General features: G+C 37.7%; 23 protein-coding genes. 11 read left to right on the top strand and 12 right to left on the bottom strand.

All coding sequences use genetic code 11. The annotated features are described in order from the left end of the window. Positions 1 to 79: 79 nt before the first annotated feature. From tyrS to F3D68_RS00830, 3 genes are read left to right on the top strand one after another with little or no spacing between them, the layout of a single operon-like run. A complete protein-coding gene (gene tyrS, locus F3D68_RS00840; RefSeq protein ID WP_151192647.1) occupies positions 80 to 1,279 on the top strand; it encodes a tyrosine--tRNA ligase in 1,200 nt (399 codons plus the stop codon). A gap of 26 nt (positions 1,280 to 1,305) precedes the next feature. Beyond that, positions 1,306 to 1,503: a hypothetical protein gene (locus tag F3D68_RS00835; protein WP_151192646.1), complete on the top strand. Its 198-nt coding sequence runs from the start codon at positions 1,306 to 1,308 to the stop codon at positions 1,501 to 1,503. A 14-nt stretch (positions 1,504 to 1,517) separates the two neighbouring features. After that, complete coding sequence (locus F3D68_RS00830) at positions 1,518 to 2,147, top strand: cache domain-containing protein (protein ID WP_151192645.1); 630 nt, start codon at positions 1,518 to 1,520, stop codon at positions 2,145 to 2,147. Here F3D68_RS00830 and F3D68_RS00825 read toward each other — a convergent pair. The 3 genes from F3D68_RS00825 to F3D68_RS00815 are packed head-to-tail and all read right to left on the bottom strand — an operon-like array spanning position 2,140 to position 4,936. Then, entirely contained in the window at positions 2,140 to 2,829 is a 690-nt protein-coding gene (locus F3D68_RS00825) for a queuosine precursor transporter (protein WP_151192644.1), read from the bottom strand. The two genes, F3D68_RS00830 and F3D68_RS00825, sit on opposite strands and share 8 nt — an antisense overlap. Beyond that, positions 2,829 to 4,115, bottom strand: coding sequence for a 16S rRNA (cytosine(967)-C(5))-methyltransferase RsmB (gene rsmB / locus F3D68_RS00820; RefSeq protein WP_151192643.1), 1,287 nt, complete (start codon positions 4,113 to 4,115; stop codon positions 2,829 to 2,831). The genes F3D68_RS00825 and rsmB overlap by 1 nt, the downstream gene beginning before the upstream one ends. A 14-nt stretch (positions 4,116 to 4,129) precedes the next feature. After that, entirely contained in the window at positions 4,130 to 4,936 is an 807-nt protein-coding gene (locus tag F3D68_RS00815) for an inositol monophosphatase family protein (protein ID WP_151192642.1), read from the bottom strand. A gap of 78 nt (positions 4,937 to 5,014) precedes the next feature. Between F3D68_RS00815 and F3D68_RS00810 the strand changes: the two genes are divergently transcribed. Together F3D68_RS00810 and rnhB are read left to right on the top strand one after the other, a co-directional pair. Continuing rightward, positions 5,015 to 5,767 (top strand): RNA methyltransferase, encoded by a 753-nt coding sequence (locus F3D68_RS00810; protein ID WP_191092655.1) that lies wholly within the window; start codon positions 5,015 to 5,017, stop codon positions 5,765 to 5,767. Between the two features lie 4 nt (positions 5,768 to 5,771). Further along, the gene (rnhB, locus tag F3D68_RS00805; protein WP_151192640.1) at positions 5,772 to 6,344 is read left to right on the top strand and encodes a ribonuclease HII; all 573 of its coding nucleotides are present in this window, start codon (positions 5,772 to 5,774) and stop codon (positions 6,342 to 6,344) included. A gap of 332 nt (positions 6,345 to 6,676) precedes the next feature. Here rnhB and F3D68_RS00800 read toward each other — a convergent pair whose 3' ends face one another. After that, entirely contained in the window at positions 6,677 to 7,477 is an 801-nt protein-coding gene (locus tag F3D68_RS00800; RefSeq protein WP_151192639.1) for a sulfite exporter TauE/SafE family protein, read from the bottom strand. Positions 7,478 to 7,583: 106 nt separating this feature from the next. Here F3D68_RS00800 and ppa point away from each other — a divergent pair, with 106 nt between their 5' ends. Next, positions 7,584 to 8,108 carry an inorganic diphosphatase gene (ppa, locus tag F3D68_RS00795; RefSeq protein WP_151192638.1) on the top strand — a complete coding sequence of 175 codons (525 nt, stop codon included), beginning with the start codon at positions 7,584 to 7,586 and terminating at the stop codon, positions 8,106 to 8,108. 8 nt (positions 8,109 to 8,116) lie between these two features. On the opposite strand, the gene F3D68_RS00790 is transcribed toward ppa, so the two are convergent. The 6 genes from F3D68_RS00790 to F3D68_RS00765 form a co-directional block, all read right to left on the bottom strand. Then, positions 8,117 to 8,353, bottom strand: a complete 237-nt coding sequence (locus F3D68_RS00790; RefSeq protein ID WP_117001540.1) for a hypothetical protein — start codon at positions 8,351 to 8,353, stop codon at positions 8,117 to 8,119. A 67-nt stretch (positions 8,354 to 8,420) separates the two neighbouring features. Beyond that, positions 8,421 to 9,614 (bottom strand): MFS transporter, encoded by a 1,194-nt coding sequence (locus F3D68_RS00785; protein WP_191092642.1) that lies wholly within the window; start codon positions 9,612 to 9,614, stop codon positions 8,421 to 8,423. Then, a complete protein-coding gene (locus F3D68_RS00780) occupies positions 9,601 to 9,927 on the bottom strand; it encodes a DUF2288 domain-containing protein (protein WP_151192636.1) in 327 nt (108 codons plus the stop codon). The genes F3D68_RS00785 and F3D68_RS00780 overlap by 14 nt, the downstream gene beginning before the upstream one ends. Then, entirely contained in the window at positions 9,914 to 11,833 is a 1,920-nt protein-coding gene (locus F3D68_RS00775; protein WP_151192635.1) for an ATP-binding cassette domain-containing protein, read from the bottom strand. Before F3D68_RS00775 ends, F3D68_RS00780 begins: the two co-directional genes overlap by 14 nt. A 20-nt stretch (positions 11,834 to 11,853) precedes the next feature. After that, on the bottom strand, positions 11,854 to 12,444 hold the full coding sequence (locus F3D68_RS00770) for a CBS domain-containing protein (protein WP_191092641.1): 591 nt from the start codon (positions 12,442 to 12,444) through the stop codon (positions 11,854 to 11,856). A gap of 114 nt (positions 12,445 to 12,558) precedes the next feature. Further along, on the bottom strand, positions 12,559 to 13,269 hold the full coding sequence (locus tag F3D68_RS00765; RefSeq protein ID WP_151192633.1) for a PAS domain-containing protein: 711 nt from the start codon (positions 13,267 to 13,269) through the stop codon (positions 12,559 to 12,561). 297 nt (positions 13,270 to 13,566) lie between these two features. On the opposite strand from F3D68_RS00765, the gene F3D68_RS00760 reads away from it, so the two are divergent. Together F3D68_RS00760 and F3D68_RS00755 are read left to right on the top strand one after the other, a co-directional pair. Then, the gene (locus F3D68_RS00760) at positions 13,567 to 13,845 is read left to right on the top strand and encodes a LysR family transcriptional regulator (RefSeq protein ID WP_151192632.1); all 279 of its coding nucleotides are present in this window, start codon (positions 13,567 to 13,569) and stop codon (positions 13,843 to 13,845) included. A gap of 5 nt (positions 13,846 to 13,850) precedes the next feature. After that, entirely contained in the window at positions 13,851 to 14,450 is a 600-nt protein-coding gene (locus F3D68_RS00755; protein ID WP_191092640.1) for a LysR family transcriptional regulator substrate-binding protein, read from the top strand. A gap of 90 nt (positions 14,451 to 14,540) precedes the next feature. Here the strand turns inward: F3D68_RS00755 and F3D68_RS11175 are convergent, their stop codons facing one another. Further along, on the bottom strand, positions 14,541 to 15,803 hold the full coding sequence (locus F3D68_RS11175; RefSeq protein ID WP_191092639.1) for a hypothetical protein: 1,263 nt from the start codon (positions 15,801 to 15,803) through the stop codon (positions 14,541 to 14,543). Between the two features lie 136 nt (positions 15,804 to 15,939). Then, positions 15,940 to 16,638: an alpha/beta hydrolase gene (locus tag F3D68_RS00745; protein WP_151192630.1), complete on the bottom strand. Its 699-nt coding sequence runs from the start codon at positions 16,636 to 16,638 to the stop codon at positions 15,940 to 15,942. Between the two features lie 193 nt (positions 16,639 to 16,831). On the opposite strand from F3D68_RS00745, the gene F3D68_RS00740 reads away from it, so the two are divergent. The 3 genes from F3D68_RS00740 to F3D68_RS00730 all read left to right on the top strand — a co-directional run bounded on the left by F3D68_RS00740 (position 16,832) and on the right by F3D68_RS00730 (position 22,152). Continuing rightward, positions 16,832 to 17,026, top strand: coding sequence for a hypothetical protein (locus F3D68_RS00740; protein WP_151192629.1), 195 nt, complete (start codon positions 16,832 to 16,834; stop codon positions 17,024 to 17,026). 144 nt (positions 17,027 to 17,170) lie between these two features. Continuing rightward, complete coding sequence (locus F3D68_RS00735) at positions 17,171 to 18,253, top strand: hypothetical protein (RefSeq protein ID WP_151192628.1); 1,083 nt, start codon at positions 17,171 to 17,173, stop codon at positions 18,251 to 18,253. Between the two features lie 14 nt (positions 18,254 to 18,267). Then, positions 18,268 to 22,152, top strand: coding sequence for an RHS repeat protein (locus tag F3D68_RS00730; protein ID WP_151192627.1), 3,885 nt, complete (start codon positions 18,268 to 18,270; stop codon positions 22,150 to 22,152). Positions 22,153 to 22,329: the final 177 nt, after the last annotated feature.

Genomic DNA, 22,329 nt, shown 5'->3' with positions numbered 1-22,329 from the left:
TGGTATACATAGAGGCAGCTTGAGGGTTATCAAAAATGACAGAAAATATAAAAAGGTAAAAGAAGGTAAATAGATCGCTATGCATAGCATTGAACAAACATTAAGTGTGATTAAGCGTGGTGCCGAAGAGGTGCTGTTAGAAGAAGATTTGATTGCGAAGTTAAAAAAGAAAAAGCCACTTATTGTCAAGTTTGGCTGTGATCCAACGGCACCTGATATTCATTTAGGACATACCGTGGTGATCAATAAATTGCGTCAATTACAAGATTTAGGACATGAAATTCATTTTTTAATTGGTAACTTTACCGCACAAATTGGTGATCCAACGGGGAAAAATGCTACGCGTCCACCATTGTCAGCGGCAGATGTCGAAGAGAATGCTAAAACCTATCAAAAGCAAATTTTCAAAATTTTAGATCAAGAAAAAACAGTCGTTAAGCGCAACGGTGATTGGTTTGATCAGATGAGCGCAAGTGACATGATTAAGCTTGCGTCAAAACAAACTGTTGCCAGGATGCTTGAGCGTGATGATTTCTCTAAGCGCTACAAGTCTGGGCAAGGCATTGCTATTCATGAGTTTTTATATCCTTTAGTGCAAGGCTATGACTCGGTGGCGATGGTTGCTGATATTGAGTTAGGTGGTACAGATCAGAAATTTAATTTATTAATGGGGCGTGAGCTGCAAAAACAAGCAGGACAAGAGCCACAAGTGATTATCACTATGCCGTTGTTAGAAGGGTTAGATGGTGTCAAGAAAATGTCTAAATCAGCCAATAACTATATTGGTATTGAAGAGCCTGCAGATGAGATGTTTGGTAAAATCATGTCGATTTCGGATGAGCTGATGTGGCGCTATTATGAGTTGTTAAGCTTTAAGCCGATGACTGAGATTGAAAGTTTAAAAGAAGCGGTTAACAATGGTCAAAACCCACGTGATGTTAAGATTGATTTAGCTAAAGAGATTATTGCGCGCTTTCATGACGAGGCGGCAGCACAAAAAGCGCATCAAAACTTCATCGATCGCTTCCAAAAGAATCAGATGCCTGAAGATATGCCTGAAGAGACGATTACATTAGCAGAAGACAATATGCCGATTGCAAATGTTTTAAAGTTAGCAGGTTTGGTTTCAAGCACTTCTGAAGCGATCCGTATGATTAAGCAAGGTGCGGTTAAAATTAATGGTGATAAGGTTGAGGATACACAGCTTGCATTAAAACAGAAAACCTCAGATGTTTATCAAGTGGGCAAAAGAAAATTTGCTAAAATTACATTGGTATAGACAGTAAAAAAACAAAAGGAAATAAAATGGAAAAGTTTATTCAGGAAGTCTTAGTTATTTTTGTGATATTAACGGCATTGGTTGTGCTTTATCATGTCTTTATCTTTTTATTTTGGATTTTATTGGTTGCGATTGGTGTGGCGATTGTATATCGCGTGATTAAATTTATTGTATCTTTGTTTTCATCAAAGAAAAGCAATACAGTTGAACACGAAGATTTATAATTAATCGGTGTCATGTGAAGCAATTAAAGGTGTTAATCCTAAGTGCGATGTTGGTAATACTGACTGCTTGTGGTAATCAAAGTAAAGACACATTAAGCAAGTCTGATCTTGAGACAGGTGAGTACGCAGATGAGCTTAAATCACATTTAGATGTGCGCCAAGCGCAATTGAATGAGCTTTTTGCTGATAGTCGTATTACGCAAACATTAATGAATGCCAATAAGCGCTTAGCTGAGGAAACACCATTACCTGAAGCGCGTTATCAGGCGATTGATCAGAATATGCAAAAAATGCGCGATACCTATAATGTTCAGCTTTTACTTTATAATGCGTGCGCGGTTAGATTAAAGCAGTTTCAGGCAGAGCATCCTGCCTTTATTGAGATTTTTGTTACTGATTTATCGGGTATGAATGTTTGCCAAACCAATATGACGACTGATTTTTATCAAGCAGATGAAAAGTGGTGGCAAGTGGCTTATCACAATGGATTAGGCAAGGTGTGTTATGGCGAGATTGAATATGATGATAGTGCTTCAGAAGTTGTAGCACCAATCTATATGCCTATTTATGAACATAAAAAATTAGTCGGTATTGCCAAAGCTTTAGTAGCAATTGAGGATATAAAACTCAGTGAATTTAACTAATGGATTCATTGTGGTAAGTTGAATTTATATAGCATTTCGCTGCATAAACAATGGCATAAGTAATAGGAATAGCAAGGATACAGAAAATGGCTTTAGAGCCAAATGAGCCTAGGATTAATGTGGTTTTATCAGGAAAAGACCAAAAAACGATAGAAATGAAAATCACGGAATCAATCAATTGACCTAAAATGCTTGAAAACCCTGAACGTAACCATAAAAAACGTCCTTTAGATAGATCTTTGATTGTCTGAAAGATAAAAACATCAAGAAACTGTGAAATAATAAAACCAATCACCGTGCCCAAAATCACAAGGTTGCTTTTGGCTAAAACATGGGCATAAACGCTTTGATCATGCCAGCCTGTAGTATGTGGCATAACGACTGAAAGCTCAATAATCAGTACGAAAATTACCTGACTGATTACCCCAAGGATTGAGATGAAATAGGCTTTCTTTTTACCATATAACTCACAAACTGCGTCAATGATGGGGAAAGTGAAAAGGGCAAAAATAATATTTGAAAAAGGAAAGCTTAGTCCTAAATGAACAGGTTTCGTAGCAGTGATTGCTGAAGAAGTCATCGCGCAAATAACGATCATTGATAGGATTAACAAAATAATAACATGTTTATTGACACGCTTATCACCTTGTAAGAAATGTTGTTTTGTTGCTGTTGTCATCATTATGTCTCCCTCATTTTTTGTAATAGACAATAGTAGAATCCATCGCCTCCATCTTCAGTAGGCAAAATCTGGTAACCATGGACTTGTTTGAGTCTGTTATCCAGCATTGGAATATCAATAACAGTAAACTCAGAATGTGTTTGCAGGAAATTTGTCATTTGCTTGTCATTTTCTTCAGGCAAAATAGAGCAAGTAGCATAAAGAAGTAAACCATTAGGTTTGAGATAACTCACAAGATTATGCAAGATACGCTGTTGTATGTGTACAATCTCTTTGATCTCATCAGGCGTGCGTAGCACTTTGATATCTGGATTGCGCCGAATCACACCCGTGGCACTGCACGGTGCATCAATTAATATTTTGTCAAATAAAATATCCTCTTTAAGTGGCGCTGTGGCGTCATGAATTGCAAGGTGAATATTAAGCTCATTTAATTGTAAACGCGCAAGATTCTCTTTAATGCGTTCAAAACGCTTGGCATTATTATCCATAATGGTTAATTCGATATCAGGACAAAGCTCTAATAGATGCGCACTTTTACCACCAGGTGCGGCACAGGCATCAAGAATTTTCTCTCGTGTTTGTGGCGCTAAGATATGTGCGGCTAATTGAGCCGATTGATCCTGAACGCTGAAGAACCCTTGAGAAAACAAAGGTAATTCCTGGATGCTCTGTGCTTCATTTAGTTGAATACAGTTATCAATGGTTGTTGCTTTGTAACCAATGTTATTGTCTTTAAGTGCCTTTAGAAATTGCTCAGGACTTTGCTGGTGATTAATGCGCAAAAAAATGGGCGGCTGAATATTACTGTTTGTAATGATGCTATCAAGCGTGCTTGGGTAGTGTTTCTTAAGTTTGCCATATAACCAATCAGGCAGTTCTTTAAAGTGATCACTGGTGGGCAACATTGCTTTATCAATCTGACGTAATAAGGCATTAATAAACGACTTAGAGTTATTAATATTTAATTCATCACAGGCATTGACGGTTTCATTAATACAGGCATGCACTGGTTTATGCATAAAGATAATCTGATATAAACCAATCATTGCCAATAGTCGCACTTTTGGTTTGGTTTTGCCTTCGGCTTGCCGGTTGAAAATATGTTCAAGGTAAAAAAAATGGCGAAACACGCCATAGCATAACAGATAGACTAAACGGCGATTTTGCTCCGTCAGTGGATAATGTTGAAGTGTGGTATCTAAAGACGCTAAGCTGTCTTTATGTTGAGTGATTTGATGAATAATAGAACACGCGATAGCGCGTGGATTGGTTAATGTTTTCATCGCTTAGATTTAGATTAAGCTTTTTCAGCAGGTACCAAATGAGGTGTTAAAAACTTGGTCAGTTTAGCTACGATGCGCGGATTGCCACCGATGAGACGTCCATCTTCAAGGAAGGTAACACCGCCATCTAATCCACATAACATACCACCGGCTTCTTTAATCATAAGGGCAGCTCCGGCAGTATCCCAGATTTTGGCATCTCTTGATGTCCAAACAGCATCTAAGTAGCCGGCAGCAACATAGCACATATCAAGTGCTAATGAGCCAGAATAGCGAAGACCGGAAATCTCTTTATGTAGATCAAGTACGGCTTCAGGATAAGTGTGCGCAAAGACTTTTTTGCTGAATTTCAAAGCGCCTGAAAACAAGCAGCCTGAGAAATCTTTGCGATTGGCAACACGGATTCGCTGACCATTAAGCTGTGCACCTGAACCTTTGGTTGCCGTAAATAATTGATCTAAATAAGGGTTATAAATCACCGCAAGCTCTGTTTTGCCACGAAATTGCATTGCAATCGAGACACAGTGATGTGGGATGCCGTGAATAAAGTTGTTCGTGCCATCAATCGGATCAATGATCCATGTGTGATCACTATCTTCATTGCCAAACTCACCTGATTCCTCGGTAATATAATACTGATCTGGAAACGCACGTTGCAAAATATCAATAATTGATTTTTCAACATCAACATCGACATTGGTGACATAGTTATTAGGAGACTTTGTTTCAACCTTAACGTTTTGCATGTTTTCACTTGCATTTAAGATCATACGACCTGCTTTACGTGCAGCTTTAACTGCAACATTCATCATTGGATGCATGAAAAATACCTTAGCTTTTACCCGAATAAAAAATTAGTTGTGTATAATACCCGATTTAGTATTAAGGTGATAGTTTCTATTTCAAAGATGTTAAATAAAATTCGGATTATTCTCGTTGAGACCTCGCATCCTGGTAATATTGGCTCAAGTGCTCGTGCCATGCTTAACATGCAGTTGACAGAGCTTTATTTGGTAAATCCAAAGCAGTTGCCAGATGAGCAAACCATGGCAACAGCGGCGCATGCCACTGATGTTGTTAACAATGCCAAGATTGTACCAACGCTTCTGGAAGCACTTGAAGGGGTGGATCTGGTGATTGGTACCAGTGCCAGAACACGACGCATGGATTTACCGATGTTAAGTGTTGAAGATGCAGCACAACAGGCAATGGCACATGTAAGCAAAGGTCTTAATGTGGCGATTATTTTTGGGCGTGAGCGCACGGGACTTTTTAATGAGGAACTTCTGATGTGTCATTATCATGCATTTATTCCAAGCAATGAAGTATATACTTCATTAAACTTGGCGCAAGCTGTGCAAATCGTTGCCTATGAAGTATTTAAACAATATTTATCGCATAATGAGGTGGAAGCCTTACCAACACAAAACCATGTCCGTGAAAAAGCTTCTGCCAAAGAAGTGCAAAGTTTTTATGATGAGTTGGCACACAAAATGCAAGTTGTTGGCTTTTTAAATCCGGATAAGCCAGGGCATGTTGTTGATAAATTAAAGCGATTATTTCAACGGGCGCAACTTGAATCACAAGAAATAAATATTCTGCGTGGGTTTTTAAGTCAAATAAGACAAATTAACGATGAGGATAAAGGATAGGTAAATGATAATCGTAGGTGTTGATGAAGCAGGGCGTGGACCGTTGGTTGGTTCGGTGGTTGCTGCGGCTGTTATTTTAGATCCAGATAAGCCAATAGCGGGATTGATGGATTCAAAAAAATTAACCGAGAAAAAGCGTGAAGCACTTTTCACTGAGATCACCGATAAAGCAAAGGCTTATGCCATTGCTGAGTGTAGTGCTAAAGAGATTGATCAGTATAATATTTTACAAGCAAGTCTATTAGCGATGCATCGCGCAGTCGCTAAGCTTGAAATTGCCTTTGATAAAGTGCTTGTTGATGGTAATCGTTTGCCGTTGTGGGATTTTGAGGCAGAAGCGATTATCAAAGGTGATAGTAAAGTACAAGAGATCAGTGCGGCATCGATTCTTGCTAAAGTCTATCGAGATAGTCAAATGATTGAATTAGATCATGAGTATCCAGTCTATCAATTTGCTAAACATAAAGGCTATCCAACCAAATTGCATTTGGAGTTACTAGAAAAGTATGGCGTATTGGATGTGTATCGCAAGAGTTTCGCACCAGTGGCGAGATGTCTTAAGCTTCAATATTCTTGATTAAGATAAGAAGTAAACGAAGAATAGTTTCAATTACCCTTGCTCGTGCAGTACAAGCAATCCCGCAAGGGGCGAGGTAAAAAAAGTGTACTTTTTTGTCATTAATTAGTACTGATCACGTACACGTGCTTGTAAGTCACAAAATGAAACATAAGCTGTTAATGCTCTTTTCCAAGCTGGGGTCTTTGCTTTTTTAGTATTGTTATCTAAATTTTGCATAGTGTTCTCCTTGTTGAGAGTTTATCGTGGGGACAAATGCAGTATAGACAAAGATTTATAAATAGACAGTTTCAGCGGGGTAACGCTGTGTAACAAAATTGATACATGCAGCGCTAAATCGCCAAAAACAACATCTTGATTGAAACAACCAAAAGTAAAACAAGGAAAATTACTTTAAGCATTTTAGGTGGCGTTTTGCTTGAGAGTTTAGCACCTATTTTTGAGAAGATCATACTACTGGGTACAACGCAAAGGATTGCCGGTAGATATAAGTAACCTAGACTCCAACTAAGTTCAATATGATCCATTAAGCCTGTTACGATAAAGGTAATGCTGCCTGTTATTGCAATGATAAGTGTAAAAAGACTCGATGTGCCAATAGCAATACGAATCGAGTAACCTAATGAATTGATATAGGGAATGGTGATAATGCCACCACCAATACCAAAAAATCCAGATTTAATACCAACAACACTTCCCCAAAGGGCGCTTTTTCTTTTACCACTGCGCTTTGGTTTATCAATGGCATGACTTGATTGAAAGAGCATGCGTAAAAACATAAAAAGCATTAATAAGGCAAATAACAGTCCCAAAAGTCGTGAGCTAAGAAAGTGGGCAATAACCGCGCCAACAATATTCATGCTGACAATCCATGGCAACATTTTGATGACAATATCAAAGCTGACCTCACGTGCACGCAGTTTATGGGGCACTGAAGAAAGGGCGGTAAAAATCATAATCCCGAGTGAAGTACCAGCAGCAAACTGCATGTAAGCACTTGTGGTTTCAGGCAGTTGATGGAATACAAAGGCGAGCACAGGAACGATAATAAGCCCACCGCCAATACCTAAAAGACCTGCAAGAATACCTGTTAAACAGCCAGAGAATATCAATAATAAAATAAGATATGTCATATTCAGTTTGCTTTGATTTGTCGGTTAAATGGGTTGAATAATTATAACAAATGAAAGAGAATAACCCAGTTCATTTAACCAGAAAAACAAATGATTAAGGGTAAATATGCTTTCTAATATTAAAGTCGGCAAAGATGCGCCAAATGATGTCAATGTCGTGATCGAAATTCCAGCGCACAATGAGCCTGTCAAATATGAGTTTGACAAGGATGCCAATATGCTGATCGTTGATCGATTTATGTCAACAACAATGCAGTATCCATGTAACTATGGTTTTGTGCCAAACACATTATCAGAAGATGGTGATCCAGTGGATGTATTGGTTGTGGCACCTGTGGCATTGCGCCCAGGTGTTATTATCAATTGTCGTCCAGTCGGTGTACTTAAGATGACAGATGAATCAGGCATTGATGCGAAGATCATTGCAGTACCTACAAGCAAACTCACCAAGATGTATGATGATGTGAAAGAAATCGATGATTTACCAAAATTATTGTTAGATCAAATCAAGCACTTCTTTGAACACTATAAAGATCTTGAGCCAAATAAGTGGGTTAAAGTCGATGGCTTTGCAGGGGCTAAAGCAGCTAAAGCAGACATTCAAGCAAGTATCGAGCGCTATAAGGCGTAATTGTTTTCTTATTTTCTCAGTGATTTAAACCATTTGTAACGAAATGTGTTTAAACTGGCATCGATTAAAAAGAAAATCACAGCAAGCTCGGGGGATAACATATCACCGGTGACTGCGTACAAAAATACGGCAAAAATCAAAATAAAGATCACTGAGCGTATCGCAGCTTTAGCACCATTTAGTTTGAACAATTCTTTATGCGTCATATTGCTTTGACGTTCAATCTCTTTTTCTTTATCTGTCATATCTTGATTAGAAATTTTCTTTAAAAAAGTTGCGTGTATCTTAGCACAAGCCTTTGAGCATTGTCGATTAGGCTGTCGGCATTGTACTGTTTTTCACATTGAGAATAATTATTGATAATAAGCTTGAAGCAATAAGAGTTACCCATAAAGCAAATAACATAAAGTGGTAAGTGGAAAAATGGCTATGTGCTTGCACATAAGTCCAGATGGAAATGGTAAAGGTGACGGCAAATGAAATCGTTGCCGCAGCTGAACCATGTGCTTTTTGAATATGCTGCATGGCAGAGCCCGTTGATAGTGGGACGAAAAATCCAGCACAAAAGCATAGTAGCGTAATGCATATGAGGGTATTTAATAATGTAAAAGGTAAAAGACCAAATAGCACTGTCATCACTGCGAAAAAGCATAAAGCACTAATGCGATACTGAGCACGATGACTAAGATGTGCTAAACGGCGAAAACACAAAATGCCTACGATATAGCAGCTAGTAATCAATACTAAAATAATGTTATAGCTAATAATGCTAATGCCAAGATCTGTGGTTAAGAGCGGCTTGATATTGGTCATGATCACTTGAATATAAAAAGCAAAGCATAAGGATAAAACTGGTAAGTTGAGTAAGTAGGTTTTAACGCGGAAAATATAAACAAAATTATGCAGTATTTTTTGCCAACTAATCAGTTGTTGCGTGGTTTTATCGCGTTGTAACATTGAGCGCATTAACCAAAATACACTAAGCTCAATCATAAACATCATAAGATAGGCTAAGCGCCAACTTTCAATAAGCGCGATTTGGGCAACAAAGGCACTTAATAAAGGGGCGATAACCAGTGATATCGATAATAATGCATAGGCTTTTTTTAGTTCGATATTGTTGCTGGCATAGCGTGAGATAAAGGCACGAGCAATGGAAGCATAAGGGCCTGTGCCGATACCTGTAAGTAAAAAGCCCAGATAAAGCATTAGCTCATTTTGAGCAATGGTTATGAGTAACAACCCAAGCATAGAAATACATTGAGCAATGGTTAATACTTTTGAAGAGCCTAATACATCTGAAGCGCTTGCCAGTAAGATGGCAGAAAGGCTATAAGATAAAAATAGGAAGCTTAATGCTTGTAAAACTTCGGTAGTACTAAGCTTAAGTGCTATCGCGATATGAGGCACCAAAGATAGTGAAAGTGTTAAGGTCATATAGCCGACAAGGCATAAAATATAGGATCTAAGATTGATATGTTGAGTGTTGCTATTATTGATTATCATCTTTCTCTTGCACCAAAACCCAAGGTTTGACGACTGAAGCCCAAAGCGTTGTATTGTTCTTAAACCAATGTTTAGCATCGGCATCATTAACATATTCAATATGATTTTGGCTCATGTAATCCGTGATTTGTGCTTGATCGTTTTGTGCTAATGCATAGGCGACATCGATTAAATCAAGTGCGTCACTGACTTTGATGACTTTGCCTTGTGCAAAAAAACGCTGAAGCTCAATCCACGCAATACGTGCTGTTTCGCTTAAGATTTTGGCTTTGAGTAATTCATTAGCTTCATTAGACTCATTAGGATTGCTCATATTGCGCCTCAAGCTCGGAGAGATTTTCCCATAGCTGATATTTATCATTTAACAATGCTTGCTTTTGTTCAAGTGCTTGTAAGGTTTCTTGAACCGCCTCTTTGCTTTGCTGATAAAACTCAGGTGTTGCCATTTCTTGTTGCAAGTTTTCAATTTCGGCTTCTAATTGTTCAATCTCGTTAGGTAAATCAGCAAGCTGTTTTTTCTGTGCAAAGCTTAATTTTTGTTTTTTAGCGACATTATTATTTGCTGTATTTACTTTGGTAGAAGATGATTTTTGTAATGATTGAGGTGCTTGGTCTGCAGGTTTGGCGCTCGAGCTTTTTTGGCGCAGCCAATCGTCATAACCACCAACATACTCTTGTAATTGACCACTACCCTCAAAGACAATCGTGCTTGTGGCAACATTATCGATAAAGCTGCGATCATGACTCACAATCAGCACAGTGCCTTGATAGTTTAAAATAAGCTCCTCAAGGACTTCAAGTGTTTCAACATCAAGATCATTAGTTGGTTCATCAAGGATTAACACATTACTTGGTTTGGCAAAAAGCTTGGCTAATAATAAGCGATTACGCTCGCCACCTGAGAGTGAAGAAGCTGGGCTTTGCATGCGTTTTGGATTAAATAGAAAGTTCTGAAGATAACCAATAACATGCACTTTTTGACCATTAATATCCAAGTAATCGGAACCTTCGGTGACGTTATCAACAAGTGAAAGTTTAGGATCAATTTGATCACGTAGCTGATCAAAGTAGGCAATTTGTAAGTTCTCTCCATGAGTCACCATGCCTGATTGCGGTGTTAATTTCTGCAGTAATACTTGCAGTAGCGTACTCTTGCCACAACCATTTTTGCCTAAGATCGCAATCTTATCACCACGTTGTATCTCACATGAGAAGGTATTAAAGATCGGCGTATTATCATAATTAAAGCTAATATCTGAAGCTTTAATCACCATTTTACCGGATTTATTTGCTTGAGATGCACTTAAGCTAACATTGCCTTGTTTGTCACGTCGGGCTTTACGCTCTTCACGCAATGCTTTTAATGCACGTACACGCCCTTCATTACGAGTGCGACGTGCTTTAACACCTTGGCGAATCCACGCTTCTTCTTGTTGCAGCTTTTTATCAAAGTTAGCATTTTGTACTTCCTCGGCATGTAGATAAGCTTCCTTTTGTGTCAGGAATTTATCGTAATTACCAGGAAAGCTTAAGACATTACCACGATCAAGCTCGATAATATCAGTCGCAATATTTTGCAAAAATTGGCGATCATGCGTGATAAATAAAATACTACCTTTAAACTGTGGCAAGAAGCGCTCTAAAAATTCGATTGACTCGATATCTAAATGGTTTGTCGGCTCATCTAGTAGAAGAAGATCAGGTGAGGTGACCAATGCTTTGGCAAGTAATACACGACGTTTTAAGCCACCAGATAGATCATCAAATAATGCATTGCCATCAAGCGATAGGGCAGAAAGCACCTTCTCTGCCTCCATTTGCAAATCCCATGCATGGGCATTATCGATTTGCTGCTGTAAGTTATTTAAATGATCTAGGTTGTCGGCTTGTGTTAAATCAGCTGTTAATAAATTTTGATAGTCAATAATTAATTGACCAGTCTCACCAAAACCAGAAAGCACAATATTAAATACCGAGCCTTTGGTATTTTGTGGCACCTCCTGCTCAAGCCATGCGATTTTGGCATTGTCATGGACGATGCGTTCACCGTGATCTGGGAGTATTTGCCCTTGTAGGACTTTAAAAAGAGAGGATTTGCCCGCGCCATTGCGACCGATTAAACAGATACGTTTATTAGCATCAATATCTAAGGAAACATTATCTAGCAGTTTATGGTGTCCAAAGGCAAGCTCGGCATTGCGAAGAGAAATAATTGGCATAGTGTGTGGTGATCGTCAAGTTAAATAATTTTGTTAAGTTCAGCAAGGTTGCGTGATGCAAGGTCATGCCCGATTTGTGCACCAAGACGCTTGGCAATAAAACTGGCTGAAATAATGCCACGAATAACGTCTTTACCAGATTTATCTTGCTCTTGAATAAGTAAATGATCAATGTGTTGATCATGCATTAAACGGGCAATATGACCAACTAAGGTGTCTTTTAATACCGCATAGTCAAGCATTGGTAAACTGCCAATTTTTGCCATCAACATGCCAACAGTCACTTCTTTATGGTGAATATCTTCGCTTTGTGCAACTTGTGTACGGTATACCCCTTGCAATCTGCGGGTGTTTATTAAACCGACGACCTCATCATCGTTATTGATTACCAATAATGCATGTACTTCTACTTTTTGCATCATTTGTAATGCATCATCTGCCAAAGTCTTTACATGAATAACATAAGGTTTGACGGTATGAAAGTCAGTGAAAACGTGTAAAGCAGGTGTTTCAAGAGAGATGACATCCAAGGTTTCTGGATGATAATAAGGGATGCTTTGATCTTTAGTGTGCGTTGCTGTATCTAATAATTTATATTCTTTGTATGCCATAAGTCGATCCTTGTGATGATTATTTCTCGTAAGTCTAATCATCATTTCGCTGCTTTGCAAACGCAATAAGCTTAGAAGTCGTAGAAAGCTGAGTAATCAGGGTAATCAGAGCAGTTAAGGTAGGATGATGATTTGATGTTTAGCTAAGCTTTTGGGGACATGAGTACTGATGCCACAATGTAATGCTTTTTCAATAATGGCATCAGTTGTTGGCTCAACATCCCATTTTTTTGAAATGTTTTCAGTAAGCACTCGTGAAACATTACCTCTGGAGATTCCTAAGAAGCTAGCCACATCACGTTGGCTCATGCCGTGAGCCAATAAATAGACAATCTCAAGCTCTCTGGGAGAAAGTAAATTTAAAGTTTTGGAGGTTTCAGTGCTGAGATCGATATTTAAGCCCTTAATATAATGGTAGTAAGGGTTTAAATTATCCAGCAGGCGACCGGTAGTCAGTGTGCCGATAACTTCATTGTTTAAATCAATAATCGGCAATACGCTACATTGATAAATATGATGTGATAAGCCTTGCTCAATTAAACAATTGGTTGAAAAGTTTATACAACGAATGATCTGACGCTTGGTGATGACTTCATTGCGTATTTTCTTTAGTGTTTCATATTCGGATTCACTGATAATCTTAAGATCAAAAAGTGTGGTGCCAATCAGCTGCTTGGCTTCAGTATTTGCGATGATTTTGGCAGTTTGCTCATTTAAAAATCTTATTTTCCCTTCAAGGTCATGCACAATAAAGTTGACCCCCAGATCGTTATAGTTATTTAAAAAAGGGATAAAGTAGTTCTCTAAGAATGCTGAATCCTGCATTTGTGATCTTGCTCCATGAAATGAATTAACTAAAAAACTTGCCGTAATTTATACGTTTTAACTTAAGCGAGACTTAAAAGAAATAAAAAAATAAGAAAAGATGTAAATTTTGATCACCCCCTGCCATTTGGCTGCTACTTGTCATATTTATCTTAAGTTACAGTTCCATGCCTTTGTTTTTTAACAAATAGATAGGCGTATATCGCTTATGAATCATTTTGCGATTTTTAATATCGTAGAAGTTATTGATACTTATGTGAAATGGGTAGATGACATTTGATAGGAGTAATTAAATCAATGTTCACATTAAAACAAATGGAAGTTTTTGATACATTCGCAAAAACCTTGAGCATTACCGAAGCCGCGAATAAGTGCTATATCAGCGTGCCAGGCGCGTGGAAGCATTTGGATAATCTGCAAAAGCTGTGTAACACAGCCCTCTATCAAAAAGAGGGGAAATATATGTGCTTGACTGCTGAAGGCGAAAGTTTGCACGCTCAGATCATTAGCTTATTAGAGCAAAGGCAAAATGTGGCAGGTTATATTTATGAACTTCAGCAAAAAAAAAAGAAGTAATCAAAGTGGCGATTCCTGAAAATCTTGCAGAGATTTTTTTGGGTATGATCAGTGCTTTTAAATCAAAAGATTTAGAGATGGAGGTGAGCATGACATTGATAGGTAGCCTTGATGAAATGCAAAAAGCCATTAAAGAAAAGCAGTACGATGTCATTTTCACACTTTATCCATTTATATCGCAGGATGATTATAGTGTAACGACATTAGGTAGTTACAAGATGTTGCTATGTAGCAGTAAAGTCCATTTTCCAAGGGTAAATGCTATTCAAGATTTGTCATCACTAACCTCAACGAGAGTATTTATGCCTCAGTATTTTTATGCAACGACAAGCTACTTTATCAAATATCTAGAGGCGTTTATTTCAGCGCCCGATATTGAGTATTTAGATAAAGTAACCACAATTAAAAAATTTATTGATCATGGTATGGGATATGGTGTCATACCTTCTTTTTGTGTTTCTTCATGCAACGATACTTTGCAAATACTACAGAAATATAATGAACCGCAGTCTATATATGCATACACTTTGCAGGGAACAAGAAATAATAATGCGATAAAGGAGTTGCTTAATTATGACCTGTTGCCAGAAGTAACGACAATATAATGCTCGTAAATAATTTCGCGGTGTTTAATGTTGAAGAAGTTTTTGATGTATTGATTAGTTTGTGATGGGTATAGGTGGGGTAATTATATATTAACTTTGTGGATTATAAGTCACTACTTCGGTCTTACATACTCCGTTATCACAGCGTGAGCTATTTTTATCCCCAGCATCTGATGGCGTTAAGCTAATATTGTTCTCATCACTTGTCAGTGTTAAGGTGTAAAGTCCCACTACATCACTATCATTTGTTTGAATTTTAGCTGCAGGTCTTAGTGTCATATAGTGAGTATGACCTGATGGATCAGTAACGCTAATATTCATAGATGCACTATTAATTGCAGAAGACTGAGAGTTAGTAATCAGATTTTGGCAATCATTATGTTGTGTTTTAAAGTATAGTGGGGTGCTGATACACTGTGTGCCACCTTGATCTTTAGAGAAGTTTACTATCCCAAGGCTCGTGCTGGGAGAGATAGGCGTAATTTCGGTTTGATCATCAATGCTAGGATATAGCTTAGTATCTGCAGTCTCAATACTATTAAAATCATTTAATTTAAATTGATATTGTACAGCTTCAGATGCGCGAGTTGCCAAGCTTACACAAAAATTTACTTTTGCTTCTAGTATATTTGGATATAAATATAATGAGCCTATTTGATATTTTTGATCGCTCCAGCTATTTTTGTTTGTTTCGATAATGCATGCCAAATTTTTAAACTGTTTATCATGATAGTCATTCTTTGTAGATCGTAATGTGACGTGCTGAAGATTATCAGGGTTATCTGCAATCATATCAGAACCACTGATAGGATAGTCGGGGTCAATGGAATAAATACTACTATATAATCTGAATTTACCTACTACTCCATCTTTCTCTTTCGCAGTCTGCGAATCCCCTGGCATGCCTGGATCTGTCTGGAATTTTTCCCCGCTTGCAGTATTTACATGAACAAAGTCATATCCAGGCTTGTAAGGTCCGCTATAATCACCAGAAAAACCATACATAGAAACTGTATAGGCAGTATCATTGTAAATATAAAACTTATATTTAGGATAATCGCAGACATATTTATTGTCTCCTTGATCAATCCACATCCCTTTGCCATTATTACAGTTATAATCGGTCACATCCATCCTACAGACAACAGGGATATTGTCATGCCACGCTGTGCTAGTACCTGCCCCATGAAGATCACACGTAAAGCTTCCAGCGACATAATCACCATCTTCACAGTATTTAGTGAATCCAGTCCAGTGTTGACAATCATCCCATGGGTCTGCAGCAATAGCTACAGAACTAGATAGGCTCGAGACAATCATTGCGATGATTAACGTATTCTTCATTTTTTTCATTATTATATTCCTATGGTTGGGGTTGGTTGTGTTAAATTTAACCTTTCATTTGCGGACATTTATTATTTTTTAGTTTGTAATAACATCTGATCATGGATAGTTGGTTTTATGAAAACGCTTAAAAATAAAGGGGCATTCAGTGGCTATTGATCTGTAGTGTGCTTATATCTATTAATTTTTCTGCCAAAATAGAACGAATCTTTTGAATTGCGTCAAAGCATAACTCATGACCAGTTTCATAGGTGTGCCATGTGACATTATAACCATGCTGGATCAGCATATCTTTAGCTATGGTGCCAAGCTTTATCGGAATAATTGTATCTTGCATGCCATGCATACAGATGTAGTTAGTATGCTTGTGAGGTATTTGAATATTTCTCGCAAAGAGTGACCACTCAGGTAAATAACCCGATATTATCATACTTGCAGCAAGTGCATGTTTTGTGGTTAATGACGACAGTCCTGCAATAAGTGCGCCTTGAGAGAAGCCTATGAGTATGATGTTATGAGGTAAAATGCCAAGTTTTATTTGTTGATCAATAATGCTATGAATGTAAGCACATGAATACAAGGCTGATGTAATATCAATTTCTCTGATCATGGTAGTGTTGCAAACAGATTTAATATCATACCAAGAGTGTATGGACTCAGATTTATTAATCGTTAGCGAGTTTATTTCTGCAAATGGGAAAATAAAGCGAATACTATGATTAATAGGTAAGTCAAACTCAGGGACTAACTTTGAAAAATCACGTCTTGCACCAAGACCATGCAACCATATAACGCATGATCTAGCTTGAGTTATTGGCTCAATAATAATACTTTTTTTACGCATGAAATAAATTTAAACATAAGCTGTTGATGACTTTTGGCAGTATCCTCAGAGATAGATGCTTTGTAAATTAATTTATAGTTAAAAAGCCTTAAATATTAATTAATTTACAAATTAATTGAAAATTTATACATTTAAATTTCAGCGTGACTAATGCTTTTTTGTATTAACATCTGTTGATTATGTGGATATAACAATGAAAAATAAGGAATATATTAAGATGAGGAAAAAATTATTATCAGCATCAGTTTTAGCATTGCTGATAGGTAGTACAGCGTATCTAAATGCATATTGTCAGTTAGTTACTCAAAAAGAAATAGTGACAACGGCAAGTGCTAAATCTGTAGGTGTAAATAGGTTTGATCATATCCTGCCATTTGGCTGCTTTTGAGTAAATGTTGGTTGATTTATGGTTATCTCTATTGTTTAAGCCACTTTGGTATGAATTAAAGGATATGCGCTAGGGGGTTTTGCGTCATTGGATAAGTGAATATTGATCATTATGTATTAAGCGAATATAAATAGGAGAATAGGCATGCGCTTAAAAAAACACATTACACTTATAACATCATTCAGTGTATTGGCATGTATTGGTGGCTATGGTTCTCAGGCAAATTTTGTATTAATTAACAATACAGGTTATGTTCTTGATAGTATGAGCTGGGAACATGGTCCAGATAGTGATAATCATGATAGATATGAGACGATAGATGTCCCTAGTAGTGGCGAGCTCATCACACAACAAGTGCTCGGTCGAGATGGTGGAGATAATTATTTGGTGATGGATAAACAGGGGTGTAATCAAGATGGACATGACTGTGGGGCAATTGAGATTACGGGGCATGATGCGGGTCATGAAGAATCATACTTTGTCAGTAGTAATGAAGTAGTTAACGATCCAAATAAGTCAAATGCGTTTATGGAAACTGGTTCTGATAATAGTGCGCAAGGTCAGCCTCTTGCAACACCTCAAATTGCGTGTGCTATACCAGACCCAAATGGAAAAGCATATAGTGATGATGCGGATAATTTTGGATATTCTTATTTATTTCCAAGCACTTTAGAAGCAAAGGTTAATCTGTGTGTGCAGCTTGTAACGCCAGCTAGTGCTGATACGGCGTATACATTTAAGATTGATAGCGCTAATGGCTTTGTTGATCGTGATGACTTAAGTAAGTGGCTACATCCACAAATTGCAGATCGCACAACAATTACATTGCCAAATTCATCAGGCACTAACCTGGGATCAGTGCTATTTCATCAAGGTGACGAGGGAGTGAAGTGTGTAACAGAACCTCTTTATCTCAAAACAAGCTCAACAGCATGCCATGATTTGTTAAGTAATTCGAGTAATACAGGGATCAATGCTGCTCAATTGGTAATAGATGTTAACGATGCCGTTGGTAAGCGATATAGCTTTACTCTTAGACCATATGTGAATATAGCAGATGCTCAAGGTCAGACAGTGAATGGTGTTTATGCGTTAGGGCTAGCAACGCAGGATGGAGAGTTTAGCATTGTACCAAATGATGCAAATATCAAACTTTACCCTAAGGCATCATCCTGTGCAAAAGGCGTATGTTCAAATACCACCATTACATTTAATCCAAATAATTGATATTGAGGTTTTAGATGATTTATAAATTTAAGTTAAGTCTGATGAGCTGCCTTTTTTTGTCAGCTGTTAGTTATGGGGTGAGTGCCGAAAGCGGATCAGCATCAGTTGCTGTTCATCATAATAAAGCATCACTCAAAAGCCCAAGAAATGCATTATCTCAAGATGATGAGAAATCAAACTATAAAGGTTCGCAGGCAGACAATAAAACGATTAAAAGCTTAAGTGAGAGTGTCAATCCAGCAACTGGGGCATTGAGTATTTCACTGCCGTTATTATCGGTTAAGGGCTTTATTCCTTTAGACGTTAGTGTAAGCTTCAGTGCAGGCAGCTCTGGAATGTTAGGACTTCCTAATGGTTGGCAATTTAACATTGATTATGTGGTGCCAGGTAAATCCGTGACATTTAATGGTAGAACTTATGTGATTGATTTTAATTGGAGTGATAGCACAGGTTATCAATCAGGGCTTAAATATTTAAATCAACATGGTGTGTTGTTTAAAGATATGTTGACCGATACGCCATTACCTACAAGTTTCGCTGATTCAAGAGCTTATCGTTATTGTTTGAGTATGCCAGATGGTTCAGCGGATTACTTTGATGCAACGGGCAAGCTGATTGCCAAGGGGGATCGTTTTGGTAATCATATTCGATATGATTATAACGATCCAGAGATGGGTGTTCAGCATAACTATCTAAAATCAATTACCGATAGCTTGGGGCAAGTATTTAACTTTGGCTATAGTGCTAATGAACTAAGTATTAGTTATATCGATAGTCAAAATAGATCGCATACGCAGAGCTTAGCCTACAATCAAAATGGCATATTATCATATATCGATTCGTTAGGCTTTATAACTCAGTTAAATTATCAGACACGTAATGGCGTCCCAGTCGTTAATCAGATTCTTTATCCTAATGGATTAGAAACAGACATCACTTATCAAGATCTACACTTTAAAACACCTGATAATAAGATAGGTGCTTTAAATGCGGTGGCAACAATTAATCATATTGATCATGCTAATGCTGATCAGGTCTTGGCAGAGGCAGACTATGGTTTTAGTCAGAACAATTTCACAGGCTATCCAAATTATCCGCTATCAGATGATAAAGACAGTTTAATGGAAAGTAATAACCCAGATTATCGTTATACGGTAACGGTTACCGAGCATAGCGCAACAGCGAGCAATGCCATGGATATTCGTAAAACACAGACGATTTATAATGCGATGAGTGAGCCAGTTGAGCAAGATGTTTATTTACCTGGAGATAGTGAAAATACGCCAACGTATAAAACAACAAGTACCTATCAGCTTATTCCGGATAAGCATGCGCAAACGGTTAATTATAATAAACCGATAGCAGAGAATAGTGCTATTTATGATGAAGCCACTAAAGCATATACAACGCTAGGCAAGAGTGACTACACGTACGATGCTTATGGCAATACATTAACAACCGATACGTACAAATATAATCCCCTGACACAAAAGCTGGTTGAATCAACTAAGTCAATAAATACCTATGATCAAAGCTTTAATCAACTTTTGACCAACATTAATATGGCATGGAATCCGTTAACCAATACATTCGATACAAAATCTGTGCAAAACACATTATCAAACGATCATAAAAATGTGCTTCAAAGTACACTGTATGATGGGGGTATTAATGCTACTAACGCCTGGAAAAGTACCAATTATAGCTATGACAGCCATGGCGTTGTAATACAAAGCACGGTGAAGTGGAGCCAATCAGGCCACGCAGGGGTGCCATCAAGTACGGTTAAAGATAACTTTAGCTATGATCTAAGTAAACGTTTGGAAACACTAACACACACTGATGCCTTAGGTAGTGTCACCACGCAAACGATTGATAGCATAACAGGTGATTTATTGAGTAAGCGCTCAGCACTGGGTAATACCATAACGTCAAGCTATGATTTAGATGGACGAGTCTTGAAAAAGATGTTGCCAGCAGGTCAAAGCATTACGTATCAATATGAGGATTACCAAAAAGATAAGCAAAATGCCGTAACAGAAATTTCACCCTTGGGTGCTAAAACTACAACACAATATGATGCATCAAACCACAAAATAGCAACGTATAGCAACACCGATCCCAATAATGTCAATGACATGGTACTGCAAGAAAGTGATCGCTATAACGCCTACGGTGAACTAGTGCAGAAAAAAGATGCCTTGGGTAATGTAACAAGCTATAGCTATAATGCACTCTCCTTACCAACGGCTCAAACCGATAGCGATGGCAATGTAACGACGATGCAATATGATCTTGCGCACTTAAGTCAAACAAGCTTTGTCAATGGCATCAAAACTAACACGGTTATTTATAACCCAGATAAAAAACCACTAAAGACAATGAGCTATCCAAATAGTCATAATCCACTGCAACCACATTATCATCTGGAAGAAATATCGACTTTAGATGGTAATAATCAAGTGCTGCAAACAACACATAATAAAGTAGATGATACCGGAGCGGTGACCGTTCTTAATACACTAACCAGTAGCTATACGCCTGATGGCAAAACCCAAAGTCAGATCTTGCAAAGTGGGCAATCCAAAGAAACAATAACAGCAGAGTATGATCTATTAGACAATGTACTTGATAAAGCAAAAACACTTGATTTTAGTGATAGTACGGGGGGGCATCATGATGTTACGCATCGCGATCATTTTAGTTATGATGCGGCAGGAGAGCAATTAGCTGAAACCAATCAAGCAGGTCAATCGATTACCTACGGCTATGATCAGGATGGTAATAAAATCACTGAGACACGCCTTGATGGCACGGTCGTGCACTTTACTTATGATAAAAATGATAACCTGATCACTAAAACATATACCGATAACAGTGGTAAACATAGCTATAATTACAGCTATGATGCTGATGGCAATAAGGTCTTTGAAAGTCTAGATGGTCAAGGCATTAAGATAAGCTATACACTTTCAGGATTACAAACGGCGATTAGCTATCCCGATGGCAAAGTGGCAACGGCAACATATAATAAATATGGGCAATTGCTATCAAGCACTGATGTCAATGCTCAACAAACAGCAATGACCTATCTTAAAGATGGCAAACTCAATACGGTGAGTAACAATCAAGACAAAGTGACTTATTTATATAGTACACAAGATAAGCCAAACGAGAATAATCAATATGGCGCACTTATTGCTAAGGACTATCAGGGGATTTATACACAGCAATTTACAGCAGATGCATTTGGTCAAGAGCATGAGTTAAAACAAATTGATAGCTTAGGCACGACACTTCTTGATATCGTTAATACGTTTGATGCAAAGGGCATGTTAACTGACGTCACCGCGACTTCGGATAAGGCGCCAAATGATCCCAATGTTAACTATGTCAAACACTATACTTATGATGATTTTAATCAGTTAATTAAAGAAGAAACGGATAGTTTGCAAAAGCAACCAATAACAAGCACAAACTTCGTTTATGATGGTAATGGTAACATTCTTCGCAAAACCAAAGATGGCAAAATAACGACGTATCAATATAACAATCTTGATCAGCTAGTTTCTTATACTGAGGACGGTAGTACATACACGCCCAAGTATAATGCCAATGGTGACGAGGTTGATGATGGCAAAGGCACAAGCTATCAATTTAATGGCATAAGTCAGCTCATTGGTGTGCTAAATCAAGCAGCGCATCTTGAATATAGTTATTATGCCAATGGTTTAAGATCAGATCGCACAGGATTAGATACCAACGGCATTTCTCAAGATCATTATCGTTATTACTATACGGGAGATACAATTAGTGCGGTTAATGACTTAACACACCCTGATAATATTAGCTTCTTTTTGGATGGTAAGAGTCGCATTCATGCTTATAGTGTAAGCTAAGTTTGATGTTTATTCATCATAAATTATTGTGGCATTGGTCTAAACCAAGGATAAAAAATAAGGCTCTATTTGTGTTTCAGGGAGTTAAATAAAATGTTGTGCAATAGTGATAAATCCTGTAGTTTTATGACGTTTTTATGTGATTAGATATGGCAATGATTAATATTCAACACTTAA

Origin of the sequence: Cysteiniphilum sp. JM-1 (assembly GCF_008711525.1) — a bacterium.
Lineage (GTDB): Bacteria > Pseudomonadota > Gammaproteobacteria > Francisellales > Francisellaceae > Caedibacter.
This window is presented reverse-complemented; position numbering and strand designations above follow the sequence as displayed.